The 24,026-nt window shown below is 49.7% G+C and carries 17 protein-coding genes; 13 read left to right on the top strand and 4 right to left on the bottom strand.

All coding sequences use genetic code 11. The features are described from left to right. Positions 1 to 76: 76 nt before the first annotated feature. Positions 77 to 934 carry an SDR family NAD(P)-dependent oxidoreductase gene (locus tag V5J77_RS03450; RefSeq protein ID WP_338554396.1) on the bottom strand — a complete coding sequence of 286 codons (858 nt, stop codon included), beginning with the start codon at positions 932 to 934 and terminating at the stop codon, positions 77 to 79. A 223-nt stretch (positions 935 to 1,157) separates the two neighbouring features. Between V5J77_RS03450 and V5J77_RS03455 the strand changes: the two genes are divergently transcribed. The 12 genes from V5J77_RS03455 (at position 1,158) to V5J77_RS03510 (ending at position 18,453) form a co-directional block, all read left to right on the top strand. Next, positions 1,158 to 1,526, top strand: coding sequence for an MGMT family protein (locus V5J77_RS03455; protein WP_338554397.1), 369 nt, complete (start codon positions 1,158 to 1,160; stop codon positions 1,524 to 1,526). Positions 1,527 to 1,561: 35 nt separating this feature from the next. Continuing rightward, entirely contained in the window at positions 1,562 to 2,743 is a 1,182-nt protein-coding gene (locus tag V5J77_RS03460) for a hypothetical protein (protein ID WP_338554398.1), read from the top strand. A 205-nt stretch (positions 2,744 to 2,948) separates the two neighbouring features. Beyond that, a complete protein-coding gene (locus V5J77_RS03465) occupies positions 2,949 to 4,475 on the top strand; it encodes a hypothetical protein (protein ID WP_338554399.1) in 1,527 nt (508 codons plus the stop codon). A gap of 4 nt (positions 4,476 to 4,479) precedes the next feature. Continuing rightward, the gene (locus tag V5J77_RS03470) at positions 4,480 to 6,087 is read left to right on the top strand and encodes a hypothetical protein (protein ID WP_338554400.1); all 1,608 of its coding nucleotides are present in this window, start codon (positions 4,480 to 4,482) and stop codon (positions 6,085 to 6,087) included. A gap of 10 nt (positions 6,088 to 6,097) precedes the next feature. Continuing rightward, entirely contained in the window at positions 6,098 to 7,348 is a 1,251-nt protein-coding gene (locus V5J77_RS03475; protein WP_338554401.1) for a glycosyltransferase, read from the top strand. Between the two features lie 17 nt (positions 7,349 to 7,365). Continuing rightward, positions 7,366 to 9,465: a cellulose biosynthesis cyclic di-GMP-binding regulatory protein BcsB gene (locus V5J77_RS03480; RefSeq protein ID WP_338554402.1), complete on the top strand. Its 2,100-nt coding sequence runs from the start codon at positions 7,366 to 7,368 to the stop codon at positions 9,463 to 9,465. Then, entirely contained in the window at positions 9,455 to 10,309 is an 855-nt protein-coding gene (locus V5J77_RS03485) for a diguanylate cyclase (RefSeq protein WP_338554403.1), read from the top strand. Before V5J77_RS03480 ends, V5J77_RS03485 begins: the two co-directional genes overlap by 11 nt. Positions 10,310 to 10,560: 251 nt before the next feature. Next, a complete protein-coding gene (locus V5J77_RS03490; RefSeq protein ID WP_338554404.1) occupies positions 10,561 to 11,034 on the top strand; it encodes a GNAT family N-acetyltransferase in 474 nt (157 codons plus the stop codon). An 81-nt stretch (positions 11,035 to 11,115) separates the two neighbouring features. Then, positions 11,116 to 11,643 carry a tail fiber protein gene (locus tag V5J77_RS03495; RefSeq protein WP_338554405.1) on the top strand — a complete coding sequence of 176 codons (528 nt, stop codon included), beginning with the start codon at positions 11,116 to 11,118 and terminating at the stop codon, positions 11,641 to 11,643. Positions 11,644 to 11,684: 41 nt separating this feature from the next. Beyond that, positions 11,685 to 12,185, top strand: coding sequence for a tail fiber protein (locus V5J77_RS03500; RefSeq protein WP_338554406.1), 501 nt, complete (start codon positions 11,685 to 11,687; stop codon positions 12,183 to 12,185). 18 nt (positions 12,186 to 12,203) lie between these two features. Next, entirely contained in the window at positions 12,204 to 12,737 is a 534-nt protein-coding gene (locus tag V5J77_RS03505; RefSeq protein WP_338554407.1) for a tail fiber protein, read from the top strand. A gap of 184 nt (positions 12,738 to 12,921) precedes the next feature. Then, complete coding sequence (locus V5J77_RS03510; protein ID WP_338554408.1) at positions 12,922 to 18,453, top strand: cadherin-like beta sandwich domain-containing protein; 5,532 nt, start codon at positions 12,922 to 12,924, stop codon at positions 18,451 to 18,453. A gap of 89 nt (positions 18,454 to 18,542) precedes the next feature. On the opposite strand, the gene V5J77_RS03515 is transcribed toward V5J77_RS03510, so the two are convergent. The 3 genes from V5J77_RS03515 to V5J77_RS03525 are packed head-to-tail and all read right to left on the bottom strand — an operon-like array spanning position 18,543 to position 23,115. After that, positions 18,543 to 19,232, bottom strand: coding sequence for a response regulator transcription factor (locus tag V5J77_RS03515; protein WP_338554409.1), 690 nt, complete (start codon positions 19,230 to 19,232; stop codon positions 18,543 to 18,545). Then, complete coding sequence (locus tag V5J77_RS03520; RefSeq protein WP_338554410.1) at positions 19,233 to 22,508, bottom strand: ATP-binding protein; 3,276 nt, start codon at positions 22,506 to 22,508, stop codon at positions 19,233 to 19,235. Then, a complete protein-coding gene (locus V5J77_RS03525) occupies positions 22,465 to 23,115 on the bottom strand; it encodes a hypothetical protein (RefSeq protein ID WP_338554411.1) in 651 nt (216 codons plus the stop codon). The genes V5J77_RS03520 and V5J77_RS03525 overlap by 44 nt, the downstream gene beginning before the upstream one ends. A gap of 246 nt (positions 23,116 to 23,361) precedes the next feature. Here V5J77_RS03525 and V5J77_RS03530 point away from each other — a divergent pair, with 246 nt between their 5' ends. Further along, positions 23,362 to 23,985: a hypothetical protein gene (locus tag V5J77_RS03530; RefSeq protein WP_338554412.1), complete on the top strand. Its 624-nt coding sequence runs from the start codon at positions 23,362 to 23,364 to the stop codon at positions 23,983 to 23,985. Positions 23,986 to 24,026: the final 41 nt, after the last annotated feature.

Genomic DNA, 24,026 nt, shown 5'->3' on the forward strand with positions numbered 1-24,026 from the left:
TGACTAAATATCAACTATATAAAGCTATTACAACACGACTTTTCACTGCTCTTTGCCGTTGCCGTTAAAGTTATTGTTACTGGGGCTTCGCAAACTCCCGCTCATAAATCGAGCTGACGAGGCTTAGCACTTTAGCGCTTTGATCTGTGAATTTCAGCTCGGCAGCTTTGCCATTGACGAGATAGGAGCCGGGCGCTGCAAGCTTATCCTTGCCGAGTGCTGCTTCATAAAGCAGGGCGGCCCCTCTGCTCGGATGCGGGAAAAATAGCTTCATGATTGGCTTTATATAAAAAGGCAGGCCGGACTTATTCCCTTTTCTAATCGTGTTATTGCCGCCTGGGTCAACGCTGATGATGCGAAGCCCTTCAGCTGCCAGCTCCGGTGCCAGCTCCTTTGTCCACAAGGAGAGAGCGAGCTTGGAGGTAGAGTAAGGACCGAACAGCTTCTTAAATTCTGTTGGACGCTCCAGCGTTTGCGAGTCGAAGCTCCTCAAGGTTTTGAAAGAGTTGGTCGATGTATTAACGATTGTCTTATAGCTGCCTTTTTTGAGCAGCTCCTTCAGCTCCATAAAGACGGCATAAGGCGCGACCGTCTGCAAATCAAAATGCTGCTCCCGCCCTTGCTTGGTCATGGTTAACTCAGAAAAGCTTCCTCCAGCATTATTAAAAAGCACATCAAGCTTGCTTTCTGCTTCTTTCATTCGCTTCAGTGCCTGCTTCAAGCTTGCAAAATCAGCTAAATCGGCTTTATAAACGCGGAGCTGGCCCTTATGCAGAGCAGCTTGCACCTCCTCGTCCTCCTCGGCAAAATCGGAACGAATAAGCGCGGCGACATGCCAGCCTTCCCTAAGCAGCCTGCGAGTCAATTCAAGTCCAATTCCATTGTTAGCGCCTGTAATGAGCGCGGTTGGTACTTCTATTGGATTGTTCCTCATCCCGTATCCTCCTCTATAGGTTTGAACCATCTCAAGCTAGCCATTGCTGCTGCTCTTATTAGCATTAGCGTACAACTTGGAGTCAGCTCCAAGTCAAGCGTTTCGGCAAAACTTTTTGAAACCCAGTGCTTGCAAGTTTTTTAAAAAATGTAGAAGCCAGTCGAATGCTGAAACATGTTACAATCTTTTCATAAGAAAAATAAGCTTTCAAACGGAGGCCAGCATGCAGCCATTTACGAAAAGAGTCGTTGAAATTATCAAACGCATTCCCTCAGGTGCTGTTATGAGCTATGGGCAAATTGCCGAGCTTGCGGGAAGCCGCAGAGGGGCGCGTCAGGTTGTGCGGATTTTGCATACCCAAAGTCATATTCATCAATTGCCATGGCATCGGGTTGTCAATGCGCAGGGCGAAATCGCCATTCCGAGTGAAGAGGGAAATATGGAGCAGCGATCTCGCTTGGAGGAAGAGGGCGTCGAGGTCAGTGTGCAGGGTAAGCTGAATCTGGCAAAATATCGTTTTAATCCGGCGCCAGCGGACATAATGGGAACGTGGGATAACCTAGACCCGGACGATGTCGACCAGATGGTTTAAAAAAATGGCCGGATTCAGAGAAACGAGGCAGATGGATGCGTAAAATACAAGCAAGCAGTTCGGGAAAACAAGTGATCCTAACCGCGATAACGTTCGTGTTATTGTTAACGGCATGTGGACGCTCGGAGCAGCCAGCGTCATCTGCATGGCCTGCTTCCTCGCCATCGCCGCAGGATTCGTCTACGGCAGCATTGCTGCCAGAGCAGCATTATGGGGACAAGCTGCAAATGCAGGATAAGCGGCAGAAGCTGTATCATTTTATAACGAACGAGCTGTCCGGGACGGCTGGCTATTATACGAATTTGCAGGATACGGAGCAAAATGCCGAGCTGACGACGGGGCATGAAATGCTCAGCGAGTCGGCGGGACTGATGATGCGCTATAAGGCGCTCACGCAGCAAAGGTCTGCTTTTGAGGAAGAGTGGGCCCGCGCCAAGCAAACCTTTAATATGGAGACGGTGTTCAGCTATCGCTTCAGCCCTAAGCTGCAGAAGCGTTATACGCTAAACGCGGCGGTTGACGATTTGCGTATCATTCGGGCGCTGTATGAGGCTGGAGACGTTTTTCAAAAGGAAGGCTATAAGCAGGAGGCCGACAGCTTTGGCATGCGTTTTTACGAGCATAATGTGAAAAATGGCTATTTGTATGATTTTTATGATGAAACGTACAAAATAACGAATGATTTTATTACGCTTTGCTATATTGATTTGAAAACGCTAAGCTTGCTGCCTATCGAGGCGAGGGAGCGGCAAACGCTGCTCGCGAATATGGAGAAAATCATTAAGGACGGTTATTTAACCGATGAATTTCCTTTTTATGAGACCCGCTATGACTATGGCAAGGGCACATACAGCTCGGATCATATCAATATAGTGGAAGCTTTGCTGACGGTGCTTACTTTAGCTGAAATGGGTGAAGAAAAGGCGGAGAGCATCCGATACATAAAAGAAAGGGTGAAGGCGGGTACGCTTTACGGGCAGTACACGAGGGAAGGCGAAGCCACGACCGATACGCGCTCGACAGCTATTTACGCTATTACAGCGATGATCGGCTCGGTAATTGGCGACCAGAGCCTTTATGCCGACAGTATGGGCAAAATGAATGAATTCCAAATTGAGGAGGTCGGGAGCCCGCTGCTTGGCGGCTTTGGCGACACGGCTTCTCAGCAGGCCTACTCCTTCGACAACCTAATGGCTTTGCTTGCTTATACGTACTAAAAGCATAGTGAAAAAGGATCATCACTGCGTGAAAGGTTTGGCTTACGATCGCTGTTGCCATTGAATTTCTTGAATTAAAACTGATTTAGCTGTAGAAATCCAATGCCAAATGCGAACGCTACCGCTTCTCCAGCTCAAACCTTCACTCCGTTTGCCTTTTTCAACATGCTTTTAAAAAAGATATTTAGAAAGAAGGCGCCCAAACATGTTATTAGACAGGCCCAAGCAATACGCTCGGCATGCCTACGTCTTATTGAACAAATACCTATCGCCAGCAAGCTTTGCGGCTTTGGCAGTGCTCATCATTACGGTCATCGCCTTGTTCACGCCCCCGTATATTGGGATGGCAGACAACGGGGACTTTTTTCGTGTTTTGTACAGCAACGGCTTATACTTTAACGCTACTGATTATGATAGCCAATATCTCGGCTATTTTGTAAAGAAATTTGGCATTTTGCAATATTATAATGAAAATGGAACGACCTTTTCGTCCTCGCAATCCTGGTTTATTCAATTGTCGGTAGCGCTGAATACACTGCTGGGCAGCAGCCAGGTATTCGATGTGCGTTATCAGGCGGCGATACTGACGCTTCTTTACGTCATTGCGATTTATTTGCTCGTGGAGAGCCTGACTTGGAAAATAGACCGTAAATACGGCTATATTATCGCGCTGCTGGCGATTTTTATGTTTGGAGACACTGGTTATACGGCGTTTTTCAACTCCTTTTTCAGCGAAGGCATCGTGCTTATTATGATGATGCTCGTCTTTGCCTCAGGGCTGCTGATGTACCGCCGCAGATATAATGACTACGCTATGCTCGCGGTGTTTACGATAAGCGGCTTTCTGCTGACGACGAGCAAGCAGCAAAATGCGCCCGTTGGTGTCATTATTGGCGTCATTGGCCTGTTCTATTTGTTCATTCGCGTGAAGAGGACGTTCCGCATAGTCATGCTGACATCGCTCACCTTGATTATGCTTGCAGGGATCGCCACATATGTGTTCATTCCTAAGGAGTTCGTCAACATCAACAAATACCATGCGATGACGCGCGGGGTGCTGATGGGCTCGGACGACCCGGAAGGTGCCTTAGAGGCGCTCGGCATGGACAAGCAATACGCGATTTTGAAGGACAGTATATATTATGAGTCATTTACAACCGTCGATGTGGATTCGCCCATTTTGGAGAAAAATTTCTATAGCCAGTACGGCTTTGGGGCGATTGTCGGCTATTACATCAGCCATCCGAATCAAGCTGGCAGCATGCTGAATTTAGCGGCGAAAAATGCGTTCTCCATCCGCCCTGCGGCGATGGGCAACTATGAAAAATCCGCTGGCAAGCCGTTTGGCCAGCAGACGATCTTTTTCTCCGGCTACAGCCTGCTTAAAGAGGCGCTTGCGCCCAAAACCTTTGGCTTCATCGTCATCTGGATGCTTGTCGTCATTGGCGTATATATGCCGGCTTTCGTAGAGGCGATCAAGGCGCGAAACTTTAGGCGGGCTTCGCGCCTGCCGCTCATTATTATGATGATGCTGGCTGGCTTGTCAGGCATATTCGTCTCGATAATCGGGGCAGGGGATGCCGATTTGGCCAAGCATGAATTTCTGTTCACTGCGGCATTTGATCTCATTACATTTCTTGTCATTGCTGATGGCGTGCGCCGAAGATTGTGGCATAGCGAGCAGGTGCAGGATTCGCTGAGTGAAATACATGTAGAGAGGCTGGGAAGGTGAGAAGGTGAAAAAAAGCAAATGTAGACAACCATTACCGAAGACGCTATTGAACCTGCTGCTGTTGCTCTGTTTGCTTTATTGCTCATCCCCTGCTTCTCTCGCTGCTGCGGCAGAAAGAGAGGCGGAGCCAATCCGCGTGCTGCTGCTTTATGACAGCTTGGCTCTTGGCACGCCAAAGGCAGGCAATGTAGAAGCGCTGCAGCAGCAGCTGGCTGCATTCGGAGCGGAGGTTACTCTTCTCTCTGTTGATGGTTACTTCAGCGGCATGCTGGAGCCGTACAGCAAGGTGATTCTAGTACGCAATGCGGCTGATATGGAGCTGAAGAATGAAGCTTTTGTCCATGATCGAGCAGCCTATCGCGGCGACTATTTTCACATTGGTGAACAATTGCCTGCTGAATGGCAGGAAGCGCTGCATATTGGCACTGAACGAACGCTGAGCGAGGAGACGATGCGGCTTGCGATTGGCCCATTCTCGGATGAGACGGTGCGCGTGCAGAGCTACCCGTATATCGTGATGCAGCAGGCGACGGCTGGGCAACAACAGGCTGAGGCATACGGCAGCTTTGCGATCGTGCAAGGTGACGGGGCGGCCGTAAGCTCTCCATATGCAGTGAGGAATGCGCATGCTGCGTATGTGCCTTATTTTCAGAAGGGGAATTTGAGTGAGCTGGCGATGTCGTATGTGCTGAAGGATTGGCTTGGACTTGATGAGCCGGGGCAAACCTACTTGCTCTTTAAGGAAATTTACCCGTTCTCAGATTTAACGCTTTTGGCCCGAATGGCCGATACCTTATATGAGGCAGGCATTCCTTTTGTGGTCAGCGTCCAGCCGGTTTTCAGCAATTTTGAATTTCCGGCAATGCAGCGCTACCTGGAGACGCTAAAATATGTCCAGTCGCGCAATGGTGCCATCCTCGTTAATGCGCCGGTTGTAGCCTCGACCATCGGCCAAAATGACCAGACACTCCAAACGAAGATGACCTCGTTCATTGACGTATTAGCCGCTTACGGCATTGCCCCGCTTGGCATGGGGGCTGAAATGTATTGGGCCTACGACAAGGAATATGCTGCTGATGGCATGGACTTTTTTAATTCGGCGGTGCTGCTTCCGAATAAGAAGCTGATGTATCGGTCGCAGACGAATGTCTCCAAGGCGTTCGCCTCGTCGCTTTACAGCATAAGCCCAAGCTACTTGGCAGGCTTTGAGCATCACGGCAAGGCTTGGGAGCCGTTTCCAATGAATACGGCGCTGACCTATGATTTTGCTGAAAATGAAGCCCAGCTTAACGCCGATCTCACCGCTATTATAGAGAGCTGGATGATCTTCGCAGATTACAAGCAAAGCAAGCACGAGGTGCGGACGGAGACGAATGTCATTCTCTCAGAGGGCGGCCAAATGACGATTAACGGTCAAGCCGTTGCCTTGAATAATGCGTTGAAGCAGGTTAGCTCCGAGTATGAATATGCGGATAAGGGAACGGTAAGCTTTACCACCTTGTTTAATGTGCAAAATAAAATTTTCATCGTCATTATTATTGTGTCGCTTTTCATATTCGGCTTCCTCTTTATGATTGGATACCGATTGTACAGACGCAAATATTACAAATAAGGAGACAGCTATGACAATCGCAGACATCCTCATGTTGATTGCCGTTATCTGTATTTGGTCGCTGTTGCTCGTCAATGTGGTGCTGATTATCGCGGGCTATTTATTTTATATCCAGAGCGAGGGGAAGCCTGTACCGGAAATCAAAGGGGACACCCCATTCGTTACGATTATGGTTCCAGCACACAATGAAGGTAAGGTTATTACGAAAACGGTAGAATCGCTGCTCGCACTCGATTATCCGCATGACCGCTACGAAATTATCGTCATTAACGATAATTCCTCGGATAACAGCGCGGTGCTGCTTGCCGAGGTGCAGGCCAGATACGCGGGGCGCAATTTAATTATTATTAACACCGATAAGGTGACGGGCGGCAAGGGCAAGTCGAATGCGCTCAACATTGGCTTCCAGCAGAGCCGCGGCGAGCTGATTGCGATTTATGATGCGGACAACACGCCGGAGCGCACGGCGCTTCGCTACCTGGTCGGCGAAATTACGAATGATGATACGCTCGGAGCGGTCATCGGCAAGTTCCGTACGCGCAATCGCGATACGAATCTGCTCACCCGCTTTATTAACATTGAAACGCTGTCCTTCCAGTGGATGGCGCAGGCGGGCAGATGGAAGCTGTTCAAGCTTTGCACGATACCCGGCACGAACTTCATTATGTGGCGTCATATCGTCGAGCGGATTGGCGGCTGGGATGTGAAGGCGATTGCCGAGGACACCGAGATCAGCTTCCGCATTTATATGATGGGCTACCGAATTAAGTTTCAGCCGAAGTCCGTCACATGGGAGCAGGAGCCGCAAACGGTCAAGGTATGGTTCAAGCAGCGAACGCGCTGGGCGAAGGGCAATATTTATGTCATTGTGAAAAATATCCCCTTGCTGTTTGACCGCTCGGCAACGAATATCCGCTTTGATATTTTATATTTCCTATCCATCTACTTTCTCCTGCTTACGTCGCTCGTTATGTCGGATCTGCTGCTCATTCTTCATGCTTTAGGTTATGTACATACGACAATTGCTGGATTCAGCTCCTTCCTATGGGTGCTGGCAGTTACGCTGTTTATAGTAGGCACTTATATTACGCTAACAACGGAAAAAGGCGAGCTAAGGCTGTCCAATGTATGGATTATTATGCTGATGTACGTATCTTATTGCCAAATGTGGATGGTTGTTGCGGCCTACGGCTTATATACCTACCTTAAGGATTTAGTGTTTAAGCGTGAAGCAAGATGGTACAAAACCGAACGTTATTAAAGCTGGAGGAGAGCATCATGAAAATACGCATATTCGTCATTACCTGCATTTGCATGGCGATGCTGCTGGGCCAGTTCGGCCAGCTTGGCCGGGCTACGGCAAGCGCAGCAGAGGCACCTGGCACAGAAAGCTATAAAATTTCATTCGTTGCAGCCGATACATCCATGTCGGGTGTAATGACTTCGCGTCAGGATTTTTTTCAAATACCGTCCTATTGGGATGTAAGCAGCGTCACTGTCAATGTGGACTATATGGTGTCGCAGCTAGCTGACAAGGACCGTTCCAGCGTCACCTTGGCGATTAACGGCGTAGCCTTTTATTCATTCCGCCCAGACCGTACGGTGGAGAAAAAGCAGCGCCTGAGCGTAACCATTCCGCGCGAGCTGCTGGCGGAGGGCAGTAATACGCTGTCGACAGTAGGAAGCATTGAGACGATCGTCAATGATCAAATTTGCTCACCTGACGAGACGCGTGACAATTGGCTGCAGCTGTACAGCAGCTCCAGCGTCGATGTTCGTTATGTGAGCAAGCCGCTGGACGGCTCGATCCGTGATTTTAACGAGCGCTTTACAGGTCTTGATTCAGGCAGCAAAAGCTTAAACACGGTCGCGGTGCCCGCGCAGGCATCCGCAGCAGAGATGGAGGCGTCCGTCTATGTGCTGTCCGGCTTTGCTAAGGCGAATACGCTGCAAGACAAGACGATTCCGCTGCTTGGCTTCGATGATCAGTATTATGCAGGCAAAAAGCTCATAACGGCTGTCGCGCTCTATGATCAGCTCACAAGCGGTCTGAAAGCAGCTGTCGGCACGCCTGATTTGAACGGCAAAGGCTTGCTACAGCTTGTGCGCCAAGGAGAGCAATGGGTGCTCGTTGTGACGGCCAAGGATGAGGCGATGCTGGTGAAGGCGAGCCGACTTGTGGCGAATCAGGCATTGATGGGACAGCTCGATGGCGACCGCAAAATCGTCGATGAAAGCACGGATGTATCGACGCCTGTGGTCAGCATTAGCCGCAATGTCGTATTAACCGAATCAGGTGATGAGCTTAAGGGCTCTCGCCATCAGGAGAAAGCTTATTTTGTGTCGCTGCCAGCCAATCGTTCCATTGCTGACGCAAGCAAAATCAGCCTCGATTTCCGCTATGCGAAAAATCTGGATTTTGATCGTTCGATGGTGACCGTGCTCATCAACAATACACCGATTGGCAGCAAGAAGCTGACGGAGGAGCTGGCTAATGGGGACTCCCTTACATTGACGATTCCTAAAAACCTGAACATTTCCGGCAACTTCTCTGTCGTTGTCGCCTTTGATTTAGAGCTTTCAAATGCCGTTTGCGTGCAAAATCAGAACCAAATGCCATGGGCTTTCGTGACGAAGGATTCCATGCTCCAATTGAATACGAAGGATCGGACGGAGCTGTTGTTCAACAATTATCCGTATCCCTTCTTGCGGGATGGCGCATTTAATCAGGTAGCGGTTGTACTGCCGAAGGAGCGCGATTCCTATACGTATCGTACAATAGCCAACCTATTTAATTTGCTTGGTCAATATGTGGAGGGCAATACGGGAGACGTTCTCTTTTATAACGATGATGTTGCTGCTGATGTGTTGAAAGCCCGCAACATCATTGCGATTGGTACCTTCCAAAGCAACAAGGTCATTCGTGATCATAATGATGCGTTGTACTTCAAATATGATGCGAATGGCGCAGGCCTGCAGTCGAATGAGAAAATGAGCATTGACTCCGATTACGGCAAGCGCATCGGGACCTTGCAGCTGATTGACTCCCCGTATGAGGCGGGACATGGCTTGCTCGCCGTTACGGGAGCAGACTCGGAATATTATTATTTAGCCTCCAAGCTGGTCGCCAGTCAAGGGACGGTATGGAAGGTGTTCGGCGATGGCGTATCGACGGACAAGGACGGAAATATCAACGCCTTTCGATTTAAAAATGAGGCCGAGCCGGAGCAAGCCTCCGTTATCAGCAATGTGATGGAACGCACCGATGTGCTTAGCTTCGTAGTTGCGGCAGCGCTCGTTATGGTGCTAGTGCTCGTATCGCTGATTTTCCTAGCTCGCAAATATCGCAGAAGACGGGGTGAGCGCGATGAGGCGTAATCAGAGCAGTCTTATTTCCGATGCGGGCTTTCTGCTGCTCATCGTTGTCAGCTTCATTAGCATTGTATTTACAGCGGGAGATCCAGACCGCTACATGCAAAATATTATATTTCTCAACGTCGCTTTTCTGATTGCGATTATTACGTATTTCACGAATGTGACGACGGGGCTAATTCTCAACATTCTCTTTATTTTTGGCTTCGGTACCTATACGCTGTATGGAACGCTTGTAGGGGGAGATACGATCAGCAGCGGCAATTACTTCTGGCTCATCATGACGCCGGTGTTTACGCTGGTGACTTGGATGCTTACGCTATCGACCAGACAGCTCCAAGCAGAAAATGAACAGCTCAATAGAACAAACAGCCGCTTGGCGACGATGGATGAAAATACGAATTTGCGCAACAGCCGCTCGTTCCAAAATGACGCTGCCGTCTTCATGGCGCTGTCCACTCGATATCAAATTCCGCTCACGCTCCTCGTCGTGAACGTGAAATATTGGGATGAACTGCGGCGGATGGTCAGCGAGGAACGGATGACGGAAGCGATTTTTGAGCTTTCGCAGATGAGCCAAACGAGTATTCGGACAAATGATTCGATTTATATGCTGAGCAAGGATAATCCGACTTGGGGGCTGCTGCTGTTCACAGACCGCCAAGGGGCCAATATCGTCATCGAGCGCTTGCGGCATAAAATCCAAGAGTTTAATTCCGCTGAGTTTTCAAGCAAATACAAGGTGGAGCTGAGCCTGAAGATCGGGGCGCTGCAATATGAGCCCGAGATGATCCCGACTCCGCTTGATTTTATCGTACAGGCGCGGAAGCAGCTGGAGTATGATGTGTAAGCTGGAGGGATAGTAGAGAAGAAGCTAGGGAACGAAAATCGGTTGGAACAATAGTAAGCTGTAGAGAGCCTCTTGATTACAAGGGGTTCTTTTTTTATGCAAAACATCATCTATTATATAGAAGTTAAATTTAAAATCAATTAAATTTAAATTTACAATAAAATGTCGAATATTAAGAAGGAATGTAAATTCGGATGTAGAATAGTTAAAAATGGAATTTGATTTCTGGTTGATTTAGGAGGCGGTAGCAGTTGCTTACAGGCAGGCTTCATATGGCTCAGGCAGAGGAGAAGCATCATTCATTTCTATATCGTGTTTATGCGAGCACCCGTGAGGAAGAAGTAGGGTCATGGGGCTGGGAGGAATCGTTTCAACAGGCCTTTCTTCGCATGCAATATGATTTACAGAAGCGCTCCTATGAGGCACAGTATCCAGATGCAGAGAACTATATAGTAATGAAGGATGATTTCCAAATCGGAGTTTGCACGCTTGTTCGCAAGGTGGATAAAATGATACTCGTTAATGTGGCACTGCTGTCTGCTTTTCGAAATTCCGGCTATGGCACATATTTGCTGAAGGAGCTTCAGAGTGAGGCGACCAATAGAAAGCAGCCTATTCAACTTCATGTGATGCAGGGCAATGTGGCGCAGCGATTATACGAAAGACTTGGTTTCCACATGGTAGAGGAGCAAGGGATGCATATGTTGATGGAATGGAAGCCCTAGCAATTCTGGAGACATAGCAGACCCCTGACTTGCCTAGCATGATTTAAGAAATATCTACGAACAATCGGGGGGATTTAGACAATGAGCGAGGCTTACCTTGGTGAAATTCGCATGTTCGCTGGCAGCTATGCTCCAGTGGGCTGGGCGAAATGTGAAGGTCAAATTTTATCTATTTCTGAAAATGAAGCTCTATATGTATTATTAGGCACAACTTATGGCGGTAATGGTCAAACAACCTTTGGATTGCCAGACCTGAGAGGGAGGATTCCTATTCATAGAGGGTCCTACCAAGGCACCAATTACCCGTTAGGCATGCTCGGAGGGACGGAAAGCGTTACGCTCCAAGCCTCTCAATTACCAAACCACACTCATCCCGCTATTGCAGCAAAAACTACAGGAAGTGACACCTCTCCCCAGAACAATACTTGGGCGCAAGCAGCAGTATACTCCACAGGCCTTGATGGCAACAACAATCCACTTGCACGTAATCCTATGAATAACAACAGTGTATCGTACTTAGGCGGCAGTCAGCCTCATAGCAATATGATGCCATCTTTGACCCTCTCTTTTATTATCGCCCTTCAAGGTATTTTTCCTTCACAGAGTTAATTATTTAATAGATTTAGCACTTTAGATACAGGAGGATGAAAATGGAACCATTTGTTGGAGAAATTAGAGCATTCCCATATGGATTTACACCGAAAGGTTGGGCTTCCTGTAACGGGCAGCTTCTACAGATAGCAGCAAATCAAGCTTTGTATTCGCTGCTTGGTACGTATTATGGGGGGGATGGCAGGAATAGCTTTGCCCTTCCGAATTTACAGGGGAGAGTTCCCATTCATGTTGGACCGCAAACACCGATTGGCAGCGCAGCAGGAGAAGCGGCTCATACGTTAACGGTAGAAGAAATGCCTATGCATACGCATCAGCTCTCTGCTTCTACGGAAACGGCAGATCAAATAACTCCATCAGGAAATATATGGGCCAATACACCGTTTACGCCTTATGCTCCTCTGTCGTCGTCGAACGTTCGAATGAATGCAGGAGCTATTGCAGCAGTGGGCGGCAGCCAGCCGCACAACAATATGCAGCCCTATTTGGCATTAAATTATTGTATCGCTACTATGGGCATTTTCCCACCAAGAGGTTAAAGGAGGAGGTTTTATTATATGGATGCATATGTAGGTGAAATACGCATTTTTGCGGGAAATTTTCCACCGATGAACTGGGCGCTTTGCAACGGAGATATTTTACCAGTTTCAAGGTATTCAACACTGTTTTCTGTAATTGGCAACCAATATGGCGGAAATGGACAAACGACCTTTGCATTGCCGAATTTACAGGGCTCGGCTCCTATGGGACAGGGAGCAGGTCCTGGGCTTACGCCTACGACGGTAGGCGAGCAGAGTGGAGACGCGGCAGTCACACTTTCGACTGGTGAAATGCCTCATCATACTCATGCCGCCATGGGAGTTATGGCGCAGCAGAACGTGGATGATCCAACTAATAGTTACTGGGCGGAGACGAAGGCAGCAGGACGGCCAGCCGTTCAGCGACCGCTTTATAAATTAACAAATAATACATCCATGAGCCCACAAGCCCTTACTCCAGTAGGAGGAAGTCAGCCGCATAATAATATGCAGCCCTATCTGGCGATGAATTTCATCATATGCCTGAATGGAGAATATCCTCCAAGACCATAGATGAAACATAGGCTGACTGGTGGGAGAATATAATGGAAGTCTCTGTTATGAAAGACAAGTGATTATTAATGGCGGGTGCAGGAAATCTCGGCAGATGACTGAGAGAGCACCCGTTTTTTGGGTGGAAGAAGAAAAAATTAGAAATTAAGTGAAAATTTCTATCAGAACAAGGGGAGATGCGGTTATGAGGCATCAATTAGCGGGGCGGAGCAATAGCAAAGTCACGATGAAGCGAGGAGATTTTGGCAGCCCGATCAAGCGAGCTGCTGTGTTAATGCTTGTACTAGCTATTATGTTTAATCTGCTGCCGACAAGCATGAATGCTGCTGCCGGGACAGCGGACGGCACTTATCATTTTGGAGATGCTTTGGGTGCAGATGATTCAGGAGGAACGGGCTTCAAGAAGCAGGGAGATAAGTTTGTCGTAACGAATGGCTTTGATCAGGATGGAACTGCATTATATTCTGCACATTTGACGAATCCGAACACCAGTGGCGAGCTCGTCATTAAGGCGGAAGGGCAAAATGTGCTGAGCAGCTTTACTTTTAAAGATTTAGGTATTTCTGCATATTCTGATTTTCCGTATCCCCCCCAGCTTAGTTTGCTTACCATTACTTTAAAGGATGCTGGAGGCACAGTGATTGCTACGCACTCGAACTCAGGTAACGTTAACCTGCATGATGGTGGAGTCATTAAGAAGTTTCAAGTTTCGACTTTATTAGGAAATGGAGCCTCGTACAACTACTCGAATGTTTCCTCTGTAACGCTTCAATGGCGATTTGCAACTAGCGACGGGCCATCCAACTTGAACATTGATGATATTACTTTGTCCAATATGATAAGCCCTGTCCCTCAAGACACCCCAACCTTTAATCCGGCGGCGGGAGCAGTCGCGTTTGGAACAGAGCTGGAAATTGTATCGGCAGGAGCCGAGCATATTTACTACACGACAGATGGAAGCGCGCCAGCGACAGCGGTAGGCGGCTCGACGCTGGAATACAATGCGTCAGCGAAGCCGACGATTAGCGGAGCCATGACCGTGAAGGCAATTGCGACGAAGGCAGGCAAACCGAATAGTGCTGTAGGCAGCGCGAGCTATACGCAAGCTGTAACAGCGAATTTGACGGGACTCGCGATGAGCGGCAGTCCGAGTGGTTTTGTGTTTGCTGGCGGCACGTACGTGTATAACGGCGTAACGGTAGCGAACGGTGTTGCGAGCGTAACGGTAACACCGAGCGGAGCAGGTACGATTACCGTAGATGGAGCGACGGTAGCGAGCGGAGCAGCCTCGGCGGCGATTGCGCTTACGCCGGGAGTGGAGCGCACGATTACCATTGTCGCAACAGAAACAGGAAAAAGTGCAAGGACTTATGTGATTAAAGTGACGCGCGAGCAGGTGGCGCAGGCAACGCCGACGTTCAACCCAGCGGCGGGAGCGGTGGCATTTGGAACGGAGCTTGAGATTATATCGGCAGGAGCCGACCATATTTACTACACGACGGACGGAAGCACGCCAGCGACAGCGGTAGGCGGCTCGACGCTGGAATACAATGCGTCAGCGAAGCCGACGATTAGCGCAGCAGTGACGGTGAAGGCGATTGCCACGAAGGCGGGCAATCTGGACAGTGCTGTAGGCAGCGTAAGCTATACGCAAGCTGCTACAGCGAATTTATCGGGTCTGGCGCTAAGCGGCAGTCCGAGCGGTTTTGTGTTTGCTGGCGGCACGTACGCGTATAACGGCGTAACGGTAGCGAACGGTGTTGCGAGCGTAACGGTAACACCGAGCGGAGCAGGTACGATTACCGTAGATGGAGCGACGGTAGCGAGCGGAGCAGCCTCGGCGGCGATTACGCTTACGCCGGGAGTGGAGCGCACGATTACCATTGTCGCAACAGAAACAGGAAAAAGTGCAAAGACTTATGTGATTAAAGTGACGCGCGAGCAGGTGGCGCAGGCAACGCCGACGTTCAATCCGGCGGCGGGAGCGGTGGCATTCGGAACGGAGCTTGAGATTATATCGGCAGGAGCCGACCATATTTACTACACGACGGACGGAAGCACGCCAGCGACAGCGGTAGGCGGCTCGACGCTTGAGTATAATGCGTCAGCGAAGCCAGTCATAAATGCAGCCATGACGGTAAAAGCGATTGCGACAAAGACGCACAATCTGGACAGCACGATTGCGAGTGCAAGCTACACGCAAGCCGCAACGGCGAATTTGACAGATGTTGAGCTAAGCGGCAGTCCAAGCGGTTTTGTGTTTGCTGGCGGTACGTACGTGTATAACGGCGTAACGGTAGCGAACGGTGTTGCGAGCGTAACGGTAACACCGAGCGGAGCAGGTACGATTACCGTAGATGGAGCGACGGTAGCGAGCGGAGCAGCGTCGGCGGCGATTACGCTTACGCCGGGAGTGGAGCGCACGATTACCATTGTCGCAACAGAGGCAGGGAAAAGTGCAAAGACTTATGTGATTAAAGTGACGCGCGAGCAGGTGGCGCAGGCAACGCCGACGTTCAATCCGGCGGCGGGAGCGGTGGCATTTGGAACGGAGCTTGAGATTGTGTCGGCAGGAGCCGACCATATTTACTACACGACGGACGGAAGCACGCCAGCGACAGCGGTAGGCGGCTCGACGCTTGAGTATAATGCAGCAGCGAAGCCAGTCATAAATGCAGCCATGACGGTAAAAGCGATTGCGACAAAGACGCACAATCTGGATAGCGCAGTTGCGAGTGCAAGCTACACGCAAGCCGCAACGGCGAATTTGACAGACGTTGAGCTAAGCGGCAGTCCAAGCGGTTTTGTGTTTGCTGGCGGCACGTACGTGTATAACGGCGTAACGGTAGCGAACGGTGTTGCGAGCGTAACGGTAACACCGAGCGGAGCTGGTACGATTACCGTAGATGGAGCGACGGTAGCGAGCGGAGCAGCGTCGTCGGCAATTACGCTTACGCCGGGAGTGGAGCGCACGATTACCATTGTCGCAACAGAAACAGGAAAAAGTGCAAAGACGTATGTCATAAAAGTGACGCGCGAGCAGGTGGCGCAGGCAACGCCGACGTTCAACCCAGCGGCGGGAGCGGTGGCATTCGGAACGGAGCTTGAGATTGTATCGGCAGGAGCCGATCACATCTACTACACGGTAGACGGAAGCACGCCAGCGACAGCGGTAGGCGGCTCGACGCTTGAGTATAATGCAGCAGCGAAGCCAGTCATAAATGCAGCCATGACGGTAAAAGCGATTGCGACAAAGACGCACAATCTGGATAGCGCAGTTGCGAGTGCAAGCTACACGCAAGCCGCAACGGCGAATTTGACAGACGTTGAGCTAAGCGGCAGTCCGAGTGGTTTTGTGTTTGCTGGCGGTACGTACGCGTATAACGGCGTAACGGTAGCGAACGGTGTTGCGAGCGTAACGGTAACACCGAGCGGAACTGGTACGATTACCGTAGATGGAGCGACGGTAGCGAGCGGAGCAGCGTCGTCGGCAATTACGCTTACGCCGGGAGTGGAGCGCACGATTACCATTGTCGCAACAGAAACAGGAAAAAGTGCAAAGACTTATGTGATTAAAGTGACGCGCGAGCAGGTGGCGCAAGCAACGCCGACGTTCAACCCAGCGGCGGGAGCGGTGGCATTCGGAACGGAGCTTGAGATTGTGTCGGCAGGAGCCGACCATATTTACTACACGACAGATGGCAGCGATCCAGCGACAGCGGTAGGCGGCTCGACGCTTGAGTATAATGCAGCAGCGAAGCCGACGATTAGCGCAGCGATGACCGTGAAGGCGATTGCGACGAAGGCAGACAATCTGGACAGTGCGATTGCCAGCGCGAGCTATACGCAGGCTGAGGTGGCCAATCTAACTAATTTGGTATTGAGTGGAACGCCGAGCGGTTTTGTTTTTGCTGGCGGAACGTATGACTATAGTGAATTGACAGTGGCGTATAACGTCTCTGCTCTCACCGTTACAGCAAGCGGGTCAGGAACGATTAAGGTAGATGGAGTGACGGTAACAAGCGGAATAGCTTCTGCACCAATTAGCCTGAATGCTGGTATAGAGCAGACTATCAAGATTGTTGTAGAAGAAGCAGGTAAGCTATCCAAAACCTATACGGTGAAGGTAACGCGCTTAAACATTCAAGCTCCTAGCGCACCTGCTAGTGTCACAGCTACCTCCGGCAATGCACAGGCCGTCGTTAGCTTTACGGCACCTGTTAATAATGGAGGCAGCCCGGTGAAGGGGTATGAAGTAACAGCGATGCCAGGTAATATTACCGTCTCTGGTATCAGCAGTCCAATAACGGTAACGGGACTTACGAATGGAACCCGATATACTTTCACAGTCAAAGCTCTCAATAATGCGGGCAGCAGTGATGCTTCTGTTCCTTCTAATGAGGTAACGCCGACGGCTCCTTCCAGTGGTGGAGGCAGCACGAGCAATCCGAGTACACCGGCAAATACGGGCGTTAGTATCATCATAAACGGTGTCGTTTACAACATGGGTTCAGCTTCAACTACTAATGTGAACAATCGAACCGTAACGACGTTAAGCGTGAATCAGGAAGCGCTGAACAACAGGCTTGCAGAGGAAGCAAGTGGCGTTATCGTTACATTTCCTGTAAATATCCAATCCGATTCCTTAATCGTGAAGCTTAATGGAAATCATGTAAAGGCACTGGAGCAAAAGCAAGCCCTTGTTAAAATTCAGACGGGCAACGTCTCTTACACACTGCCTATACAGCAAATTACAGGCTCTGCGGTTATAAGAGAACAGCTGCTGCAAACAGGTCTTGAGCAATTGGAGTTTCAAATTGAGCTAGCAGCACTAACGCCTAGCAGGCTAGCGGAAGTGAAGGCTGCTGCTGCCAAGGGTGGCTTTGAGCTTATTGGAATGCCGCTTGATTTTACAGTCAAGATTGTAAATGGAACGACGCAGCAGGAGATTGCGCAATTTAGTGTATATGTTGAGCGGGAGCTAGCCATTCCAAGCACGATTGACCCGAAGCGAATTACAACGGCGATTGTAGTCGAGCAGGATGGCAGCGTTCGTCATATCCCAACAAAGATCGTACAGGCGAATAGCAACTACTGGGCAAAAATTTACAGTCTCACGAATAGCACCTACGCCTTGATCTGGAATCCTGTTACGTTCAAGGATACGGCTGGACATTGGGCTGAGCAGGCAATTAATGATATGGGCTCGCGCCTCGTCATAAGCGGCATTGGCGGAGATCGCTTTAACCCAAATGCGTCGATTACCCGTGCCGAATTCGCAGCTATTATGGTCAGAGGTCTAGGATTGAAGCTGGAAGCGGGAGCCTCCGGATTTGCAGATGTGCAAGCCAGCGCATGGTATAATAATGCGATTCGAACGGCTGTGGCCTATAAGCTGATCAATGGCTTTGAAGACGGAACCTTCCGGCCTAATGAGCCAATAACTCGCGAGCAAGCGACGGTCATCATTGCTAAAGCAATGGTTATCACCGGACTGAAGGCGGGATTGCCGGCGGGCAATGCAGATGACATATTACGTCCTTATGCTGATGCGAATGAAGCGGCAGCGTGGGCAAGAAGCAGCCTTGCAGACAGCTTGCAGGGTGGAATTATTTCAGGCCGATCTGGTGCGCAGTTGGCCCCTCAAGCCTTGATCACCAGAGCGGAAATTGCGGTCATGGTACAGAGGCTGCTTGCCAATTCAAAGCTTATTTAAAAGATTCAAGCATAAAACAGCCCCTGTAGACGTAGGTCTTCGGGGGCTGTTTGCACTGCGGCCATCCGCAAAATTTTAACCGAAAAGAGCTATCTCATTTCCTCATCTACTGAAAATAATTCCTGAAGGCTGGCAATTGCCTGCATTCGATCACTTGTGCCGAGCTTGCTGTATATGATGCTGACGTAATTTTTGACCGTGCCGACGCTCATAAATAATGTATCCGCAATTTGCGGGTTGGTCAGCGGCTGCACCATAAGGGTAATGATTTGCTTTTCACGTTCTGTAAACTGGAGTCCCAGCCTCTTGAGCTTTTGGACATTCAATTCCCTTGGGGCTGCCTTGGACATTGCTGACAGGCGAGTGGCAAGCTTGGCTGCAATTTCCGGAGTGAGCATATGTCTGCCAGTTGCGGCGCTGCGAATAGCGGCAAGCAAATTTGCTTTGTCCATATCCTTTAGCAAATAGCCAATCGCACCGCCCGCAAGCCCTTCAATAATATAGTCATCGTCGGTAAACGTCGTCAAAATCAAAATCTGCTGCGCCGGATGCCGGGCCCTGATTTTGCGAATAGCGCTGATGCCATCCATAACGGGCATTTGCACATCCATCAATACGAGCGTCGGCCGCAGCTCATCAACAAGCTCACAGGCATGCTGCCCGTTTCCGGCCAGACCGACGACCTCCATATCCTTCTCCAGCTCAATGACTGTCCGCAGGCTTTCTCGAAGCAGGCGCTGATCATCGACTATAACCAATCGAATAGGCTCCATTTCCATTTAAGTGTGCTCCTTCTGTGCGTGTAATGTAATTTTAATCAAGCATCCGGCACCTTGTGCATCATCCACATAAAACTGGCCGCCAGCCGCCTCTGTATGCTGCTTCATATAATGCAGCCCGAGGCCGTCCGGCTGTTCCGGGCGGTAGGGAATTCCTTCGTTGCCAAGGGAAAAAATAATCCTTCCTTCCCGCTTTATTAGCTGGAAGTCAAAGTGCTTACTTCCGCCATGGCGAATACCATTAGTAAGCCCCTCTTGCAAAGCATAGTAGAGCAGCTTCTCTTGCTCCTGACTAAGCTGTACTCCGTCAAGCTGCACGTTACGGGTGATGACGACCATTGCATACGCTTCCGTATGCAGCAACAGGCGCTCGATGCGTCCACTGAAATCATTATCCCGTTCGTCCTCTTGGTCTCCCCGCTCCTTCAAGCTGCGCAAGGATCGACGCACATCCCGCAAGCCTTGTCGTACCAGCTCCTGTGAATTAATCATGTGCTGCTTCGCGGCGAGCGGCTTGTCGGCAAGCAGGCTTTGTCCCGCCTCTAGCTGAATCAGCGTCGTAGTCAATGCATAACCCAGCACATCGTGGATTTCTTTGGAGATGCGATTACGCTCCTCATAAGCGCTAATATCGGCCATGGCGATTGCCGTTTCCTTCATTGATGCGCGAATATGCATCGTGCGCTCCAAAACCTCCCGCTCCATCGACTTCTCCCAAGTCGCGAGCTTGAGATGGAGCCTGAGCCGCAGCATGAGCTCCGCTTTCGTCACCGGCTTAATCAGATAATCATTTGCACCGCTGGCAAAACCAAGCTCTAGGTCGGCTGGCTGATTGCGTGCTGTCAAAATGAGAATGGGCACCAGCTCGTCATATTGCTGCCGAATGGCCTGACACAGCTCATAGCCGGACATCTGCGGCATCATCAAATCAACGATGATGAGGCTTGGCCGGTAGCCCTCTGCCAGCAACTGTAGAGCAGTGCTCCCGCCCGTTGTCTGCCGCACTTGAAAGCCCTCTGCTGTCAAATGATTGGACAGTACCTGTAAAATAATCGGATCATCGTCCACGGTGAGTATAGACGGTGCTTCCTTACCGGAAGCACCGTCTCCCGCATCTACCGCATCTGCTGCTTCGCTCGCAGCTGCGGCCTCCGCTCGGCCACCAGCGGGTTGTGCGGCCATATCTCTGCTTTCCCAGCTTGTTATATGCGTCCTGCGACGGTCGCTCACAAGCTCGTCAACCTTCTGTTTATCCAGCTGATCAGCCGAATAAACAGGAAGCGTAAAGCAAATTGCCGCCCCCTCGCCAAGGGCCGATTCCGCCCAAATTCGCCCGCCGTGCAGCTCCACTAGATTGCGGGAGATGCTCAGCCCAAGCCCGGAGCCCTCATAGCGCCGGATCATCGATCCGTCTCCTTGCTCAAAGGCTTCAAAAACCGACTCCAAATGCTGGGGAGCAATGCCTTCGCCAGTATCGCGTACGGTGATCAGCAGCCATGGTCCCTGCTGAGTAGCTGTGACGGCTACCCAGCCGTGATGGGTGAATTTGATAGCGTTGCCAAGCAAATTGTTGAAAATTTGCATCAATCGATTTTCATCTGCAAAAGCTAGCAGCCCGGATTGAACATCATTGCGAATCACGAGCTGCTTGCGCTCGGATAGCGGCTCCAGCAGCTCAATGGCGAGGGAGGCAGCTTGCCGAATGTTTATTATGGTCGGCTGCAATACGATTTCCTTATGCCGCAGCTTTGTTAAATCCAGCAAGTCATTAACGAGGTGCGACAGTCGCTGCCCGCTTGTGCGGATAAGCCTCAACTGCCCTACGGCGGCATCCGGAAGTTTTCCGGCGTCCCCTTCGGCTAAAGATTCCGCAAGCCCAATAATGCCCTGAAGCGGTGTTTTCAGCTCATGCGATGTGTTCGCAAGGAATTGGTCCTTAATTTGATTCGACAGCATAAGCTTGGCGGACAGCTTCTCTATCTCCTTGAAGGCGCGCGCGAAATGAAGCGATAGCAAAATAGATTGCAGCACAATAAAAATGAACAGGCCGAATGGAACCAGTGAACCGAGGCTTGTTCGATTGTTGTTGTAAAGCACATCATTTAAAGCGAATAGAAATAAATTCAAAAAGCCGATCAGCATGAGATAAGTTCCTTGTTCCCCATGAGCCGCGGCATAAATGAGTTTAGACAAAATATAACCGAGTGCGAGCATAATCATAACTTGATAATAGGGCAGCGAATAATGGTAAACAGATAAAGGAGCAACTACTACGAGGATGGAAACAGCTGCGAATAGGATTAGGGCTATGCGCGTTGTCAGCTTGGAAAAGTAGGCTGGGTAGAGGCTTTGAATATACAAAATAATGCATGGCGTGGCTACATAAGCAGTCAAATAGGATACCTTGGCAAACAGCTGCCAATTCATATCTGGGATGAGGACGGAAATAAATCGTTCATTGACAAACAAGGTGCGTATAGAAATACATAAGCAAAATAAAGCAAAATACAAGGAGGACTGCTGGCTCCGTCTTAGCCAATAAAGCACCATATGATATACAAACATGGTGAAAATCGAGCCGAACAAAAAAAGATCCTTAGCAATGCCTTGCTGCCTGTGCTTGAGAATAGCTTCCTTGCTGCCTAGAAAAATGTGTTTTTCTATCCCGCCTGCCGGATAGGAATAATTGGCTACCTGAATGACGATATCAAGGGTTGCTCCTTTATGGGCAAACAGCATAACAGGCTGTCCGAAGCGGGCAATGACTTGCTCGGGCACAGTTTCCACCGTCCCAGCTGAAGCGATCAGTTTGCCATTAATAAATATGCGATAGGAGCTTTGAATGCTTTTGACCGCTAGACCGTAAATGCCGTCAAGCGGGTCCGTTTGAACGAGCAAACGATAAGTGGCAAAGCCGGTCCCTTCTGGTGCAGCCGCTTTCGTAGAAGAGGAGCCCCAGCTGCCAGGAACGGAAATAAAAGCAGGCTGCGCATCGCTGGCAGCCCCAATCTCATCCGGTTCAATAAGCTTATTCCAATAAAACGTCCATTCGCCATTAAGGGAAATAAGTCCATTGTCCACTTGCACGCCTGCTAGGTCGAGTTGTCCATGCTGAGCGGTTGAATCTGGATGGTGGGGTGGCTCTGGAAGGCTGTACGTTTGTGCGGCCCTAAGGAAGTCCGCTCCTGCTAGGAAAAGCAGCAGTACGAGAAGTATGGTTTTAATGGAGAGGTTATAAGGCTTGATGCTGATCATGTCCTTGAAGGCCGTCCGCAAGCAAATACAGCTCCTCTGAAAAAGTGGCATCATTCAACAGCTCTACATGGCCCTCCGAGGAAAAGCTGACCGGCCAATAGCTGTTCGGGACCTTATCCGTAGAAAGCAGCCCTAGACGAATATAAGTTGCAGCAAGCAACTGACTGCAAAACAAAGTAGTATACCCGGAATGAATGCCTGCAAGCCCCTCCGAGACGCTTATCGCCATTTCTGTCATGCTGGGGAAGGAAGCATGATGCAGCTCATCAATAACGCCCAGAAGGGCCGCCTGCATTTGCGGAGTACGCTGGACACTCAGCTTGCGCAGCGCGAACATCGGGTCCCAAAGATTGCCGACATCGGTTTGAAGACGTTCATGTAGCGGCACGAGCATGGGGCCGTTTTTCGTTTTTCCAAGCAGAACATCCGGAATGTTGTCGAATGTTGTGGACTCCCAAAGCAGCGGAAAGTCATATTGCGGCAGCCTGACGATCATACCGACATGTGACCAAGGAGAGCCTTCTATAAACTCAATCATAATGCTCTCATGCAGAACGCTGTGACATAAAAGAATATCCCCCGTCTGCAACTGGTCCTCAATTTCACTGTACGTGATTCGTGTTTTCATCTTCCTCGAATCGCTCCCTCTTATGATCAATTTGGATGCCAGATCCGCCTTTATTATAGTATTTTTTAGAAGAAATAGTCAAAGAATTACAGAGCGTTGGTCATAGGGATGATTATGGGGCTGGTCATAGGCAGCGGTGATTTTGGTCATATCAAATGATGACTACGGCTACTAATATTGGACGTCAAAATCCAATAAAGTAGAACCTGTAAGCAGCACCAAAACAATTTAGAGGAGGAAAATAAAATGCCAACAACGACAACGACTTATTCCGTAAGTGTACAAAACAATGGGACGTACAATGCAAGCCTTGCTATCTATCAGGTTGATCCGAATTTGGACGATCCGAATGTGCTCACACTTGCTTGGCTGGTTAAGCCATCCACTTCAGGCTCTACAACGAAGTTTACATGGGGCGTGGACTATGCCTTCTATTGGTCAGAGGTTGATGTTCCGCAGCCAGGCTCTACCATTACCTCGACCGCTCAACGTGCGGCTGATCTGAGCGCTAGCAATTATGTCGAATTCAGCCGTGCGGATGGCGGCACCTATCAATTTTCTCAAGCCACTTCTGGAGGAAAAGAAGGGGTCATGTACATTCACCAGGACGGCTCAATCAATCCTGAAGATAATGCCTACATCGGCCTGATGATGAACAATAAGCCGACTGTTGCAATCAAAGCACAGCCAAACACCAAAACAGAATTTACCGCTCATCCTGCCTATTACCTCGTATATGGCCGTATTGAGCCGGGTGAAATCATTGACATTAGCGAATATGCAGATACGGCGCTCAAAATTGAATTTAATGGCGTTACGAACCACGATATTGTTTTGACGGCGAAAAACCAGCTTAACATTGTGTCCTAATCTCCTCTTATATGCGCAAAATAAATGGAAATGGGAGGGCC

Source organism: Paenibacillus sp. KS-LC4, from assembly GCF_036894955.1.
In the GTDB taxonomy this organism is placed as follows: Bacteria; Bacillota; Bacilli; order Paenibacillales; family Paenibacillaceae; genus Pristimantibacillus.

What these genes read in the sequence shown, in the direction of transcription:
- V5J77_RS03475 (WP_338554401.1), top strand. Translation starts at nt 6,098, where the DNA reads ATGACAATCGCAGACATCCTCATGTTGATTGCCGTTATCTGTATTTGG.
- V5J77_RS03500 (WP_338554406.1), top strand. Translation starts at nt 11,685, where the DNA reads ATGGAACCATTTGTTGGAGAAATTAGAGCATTCCCATATGGATTTACA.
- V5J77_RS03480 (WP_338554402.1), top strand. Translation starts at nt 7,366, where the DNA reads ATGAAAATACGCATATTCGTCATTACCTGCATTTGCATGGCGATGCTG.
- V5J77_RS03505 (WP_338554407.1), top strand. Translation starts at nt 12,204, where the DNA reads ATGGATGCATATGTAGGTGAAATACGCATTTTTGCGGGAAATTTTCCA.
- V5J77_RS03485 (WP_338554403.1), top strand. Translation starts at nt 9,455, where the DNA reads ATGAGGCGTAATCAGAGCAGTCTTATTTCCGATGCGGGCTTTCTGCTG.
- V5J77_RS03495 (WP_338554405.1), top strand. Translation starts at nt 11,116, where the DNA reads ATGAGCGAGGCTTACCTTGGTGAAATTCGCATGTTCGCTGGCAGCTAT.
- V5J77_RS03515 (WP_338554409.1), bottom strand. Translation starts at nt 19,232, where the DNA reads ATGGAAATGGAGCCTATTCGATTGGTTATAGTCGATGATCAGCGCCTG.
- V5J77_RS03455 (WP_338554397.1), top strand. Translation starts at nt 1,158, where the DNA reads ATGCAGCCATTTACGAAAAGAGTCGTTGAAATTATCAAACGCATTCCC.
- V5J77_RS03525 (WP_338554411.1), bottom strand. Translation starts at nt 23,115, where the DNA reads ATGAAAACACGAATCACGTACAGTGAAATTGAGGACCAGTTGCAGACG.
- V5J77_RS03530 (WP_338554412.1), top strand. Translation starts at nt 23,362, where the DNA reads ATGCCAACAACGACAACGACTTATTCCGTAAGTGTACAAAACAATGGG.
- V5J77_RS03465 (WP_338554399.1), top strand. Translation starts at nt 2,949, where the DNA reads ATGTTATTAGACAGGCCCAAGCAATACGCTCGGCATGCCTACGTCTTA.
- V5J77_RS03460 (WP_338554398.1), top strand. Translation starts at nt 1,562, where the DNA reads ATGCGTAAAATACAAGCAAGCAGTTCGGGAAAACAAGTGATCCTAACC.
- V5J77_RS03510 (WP_338554408.1), top strand. Translation starts at nt 12,922, where the DNA reads ATGAGGCATCAATTAGCGGGGCGGAGCAATAGCAAAGTCACGATGAAG.
- V5J77_RS03450 (WP_338554396.1), bottom strand. Translation starts at nt 934, where the DNA reads ATGAGGAACAATCCAATAGAAGTACCAACCGCGCTCATTACAGGCGCT.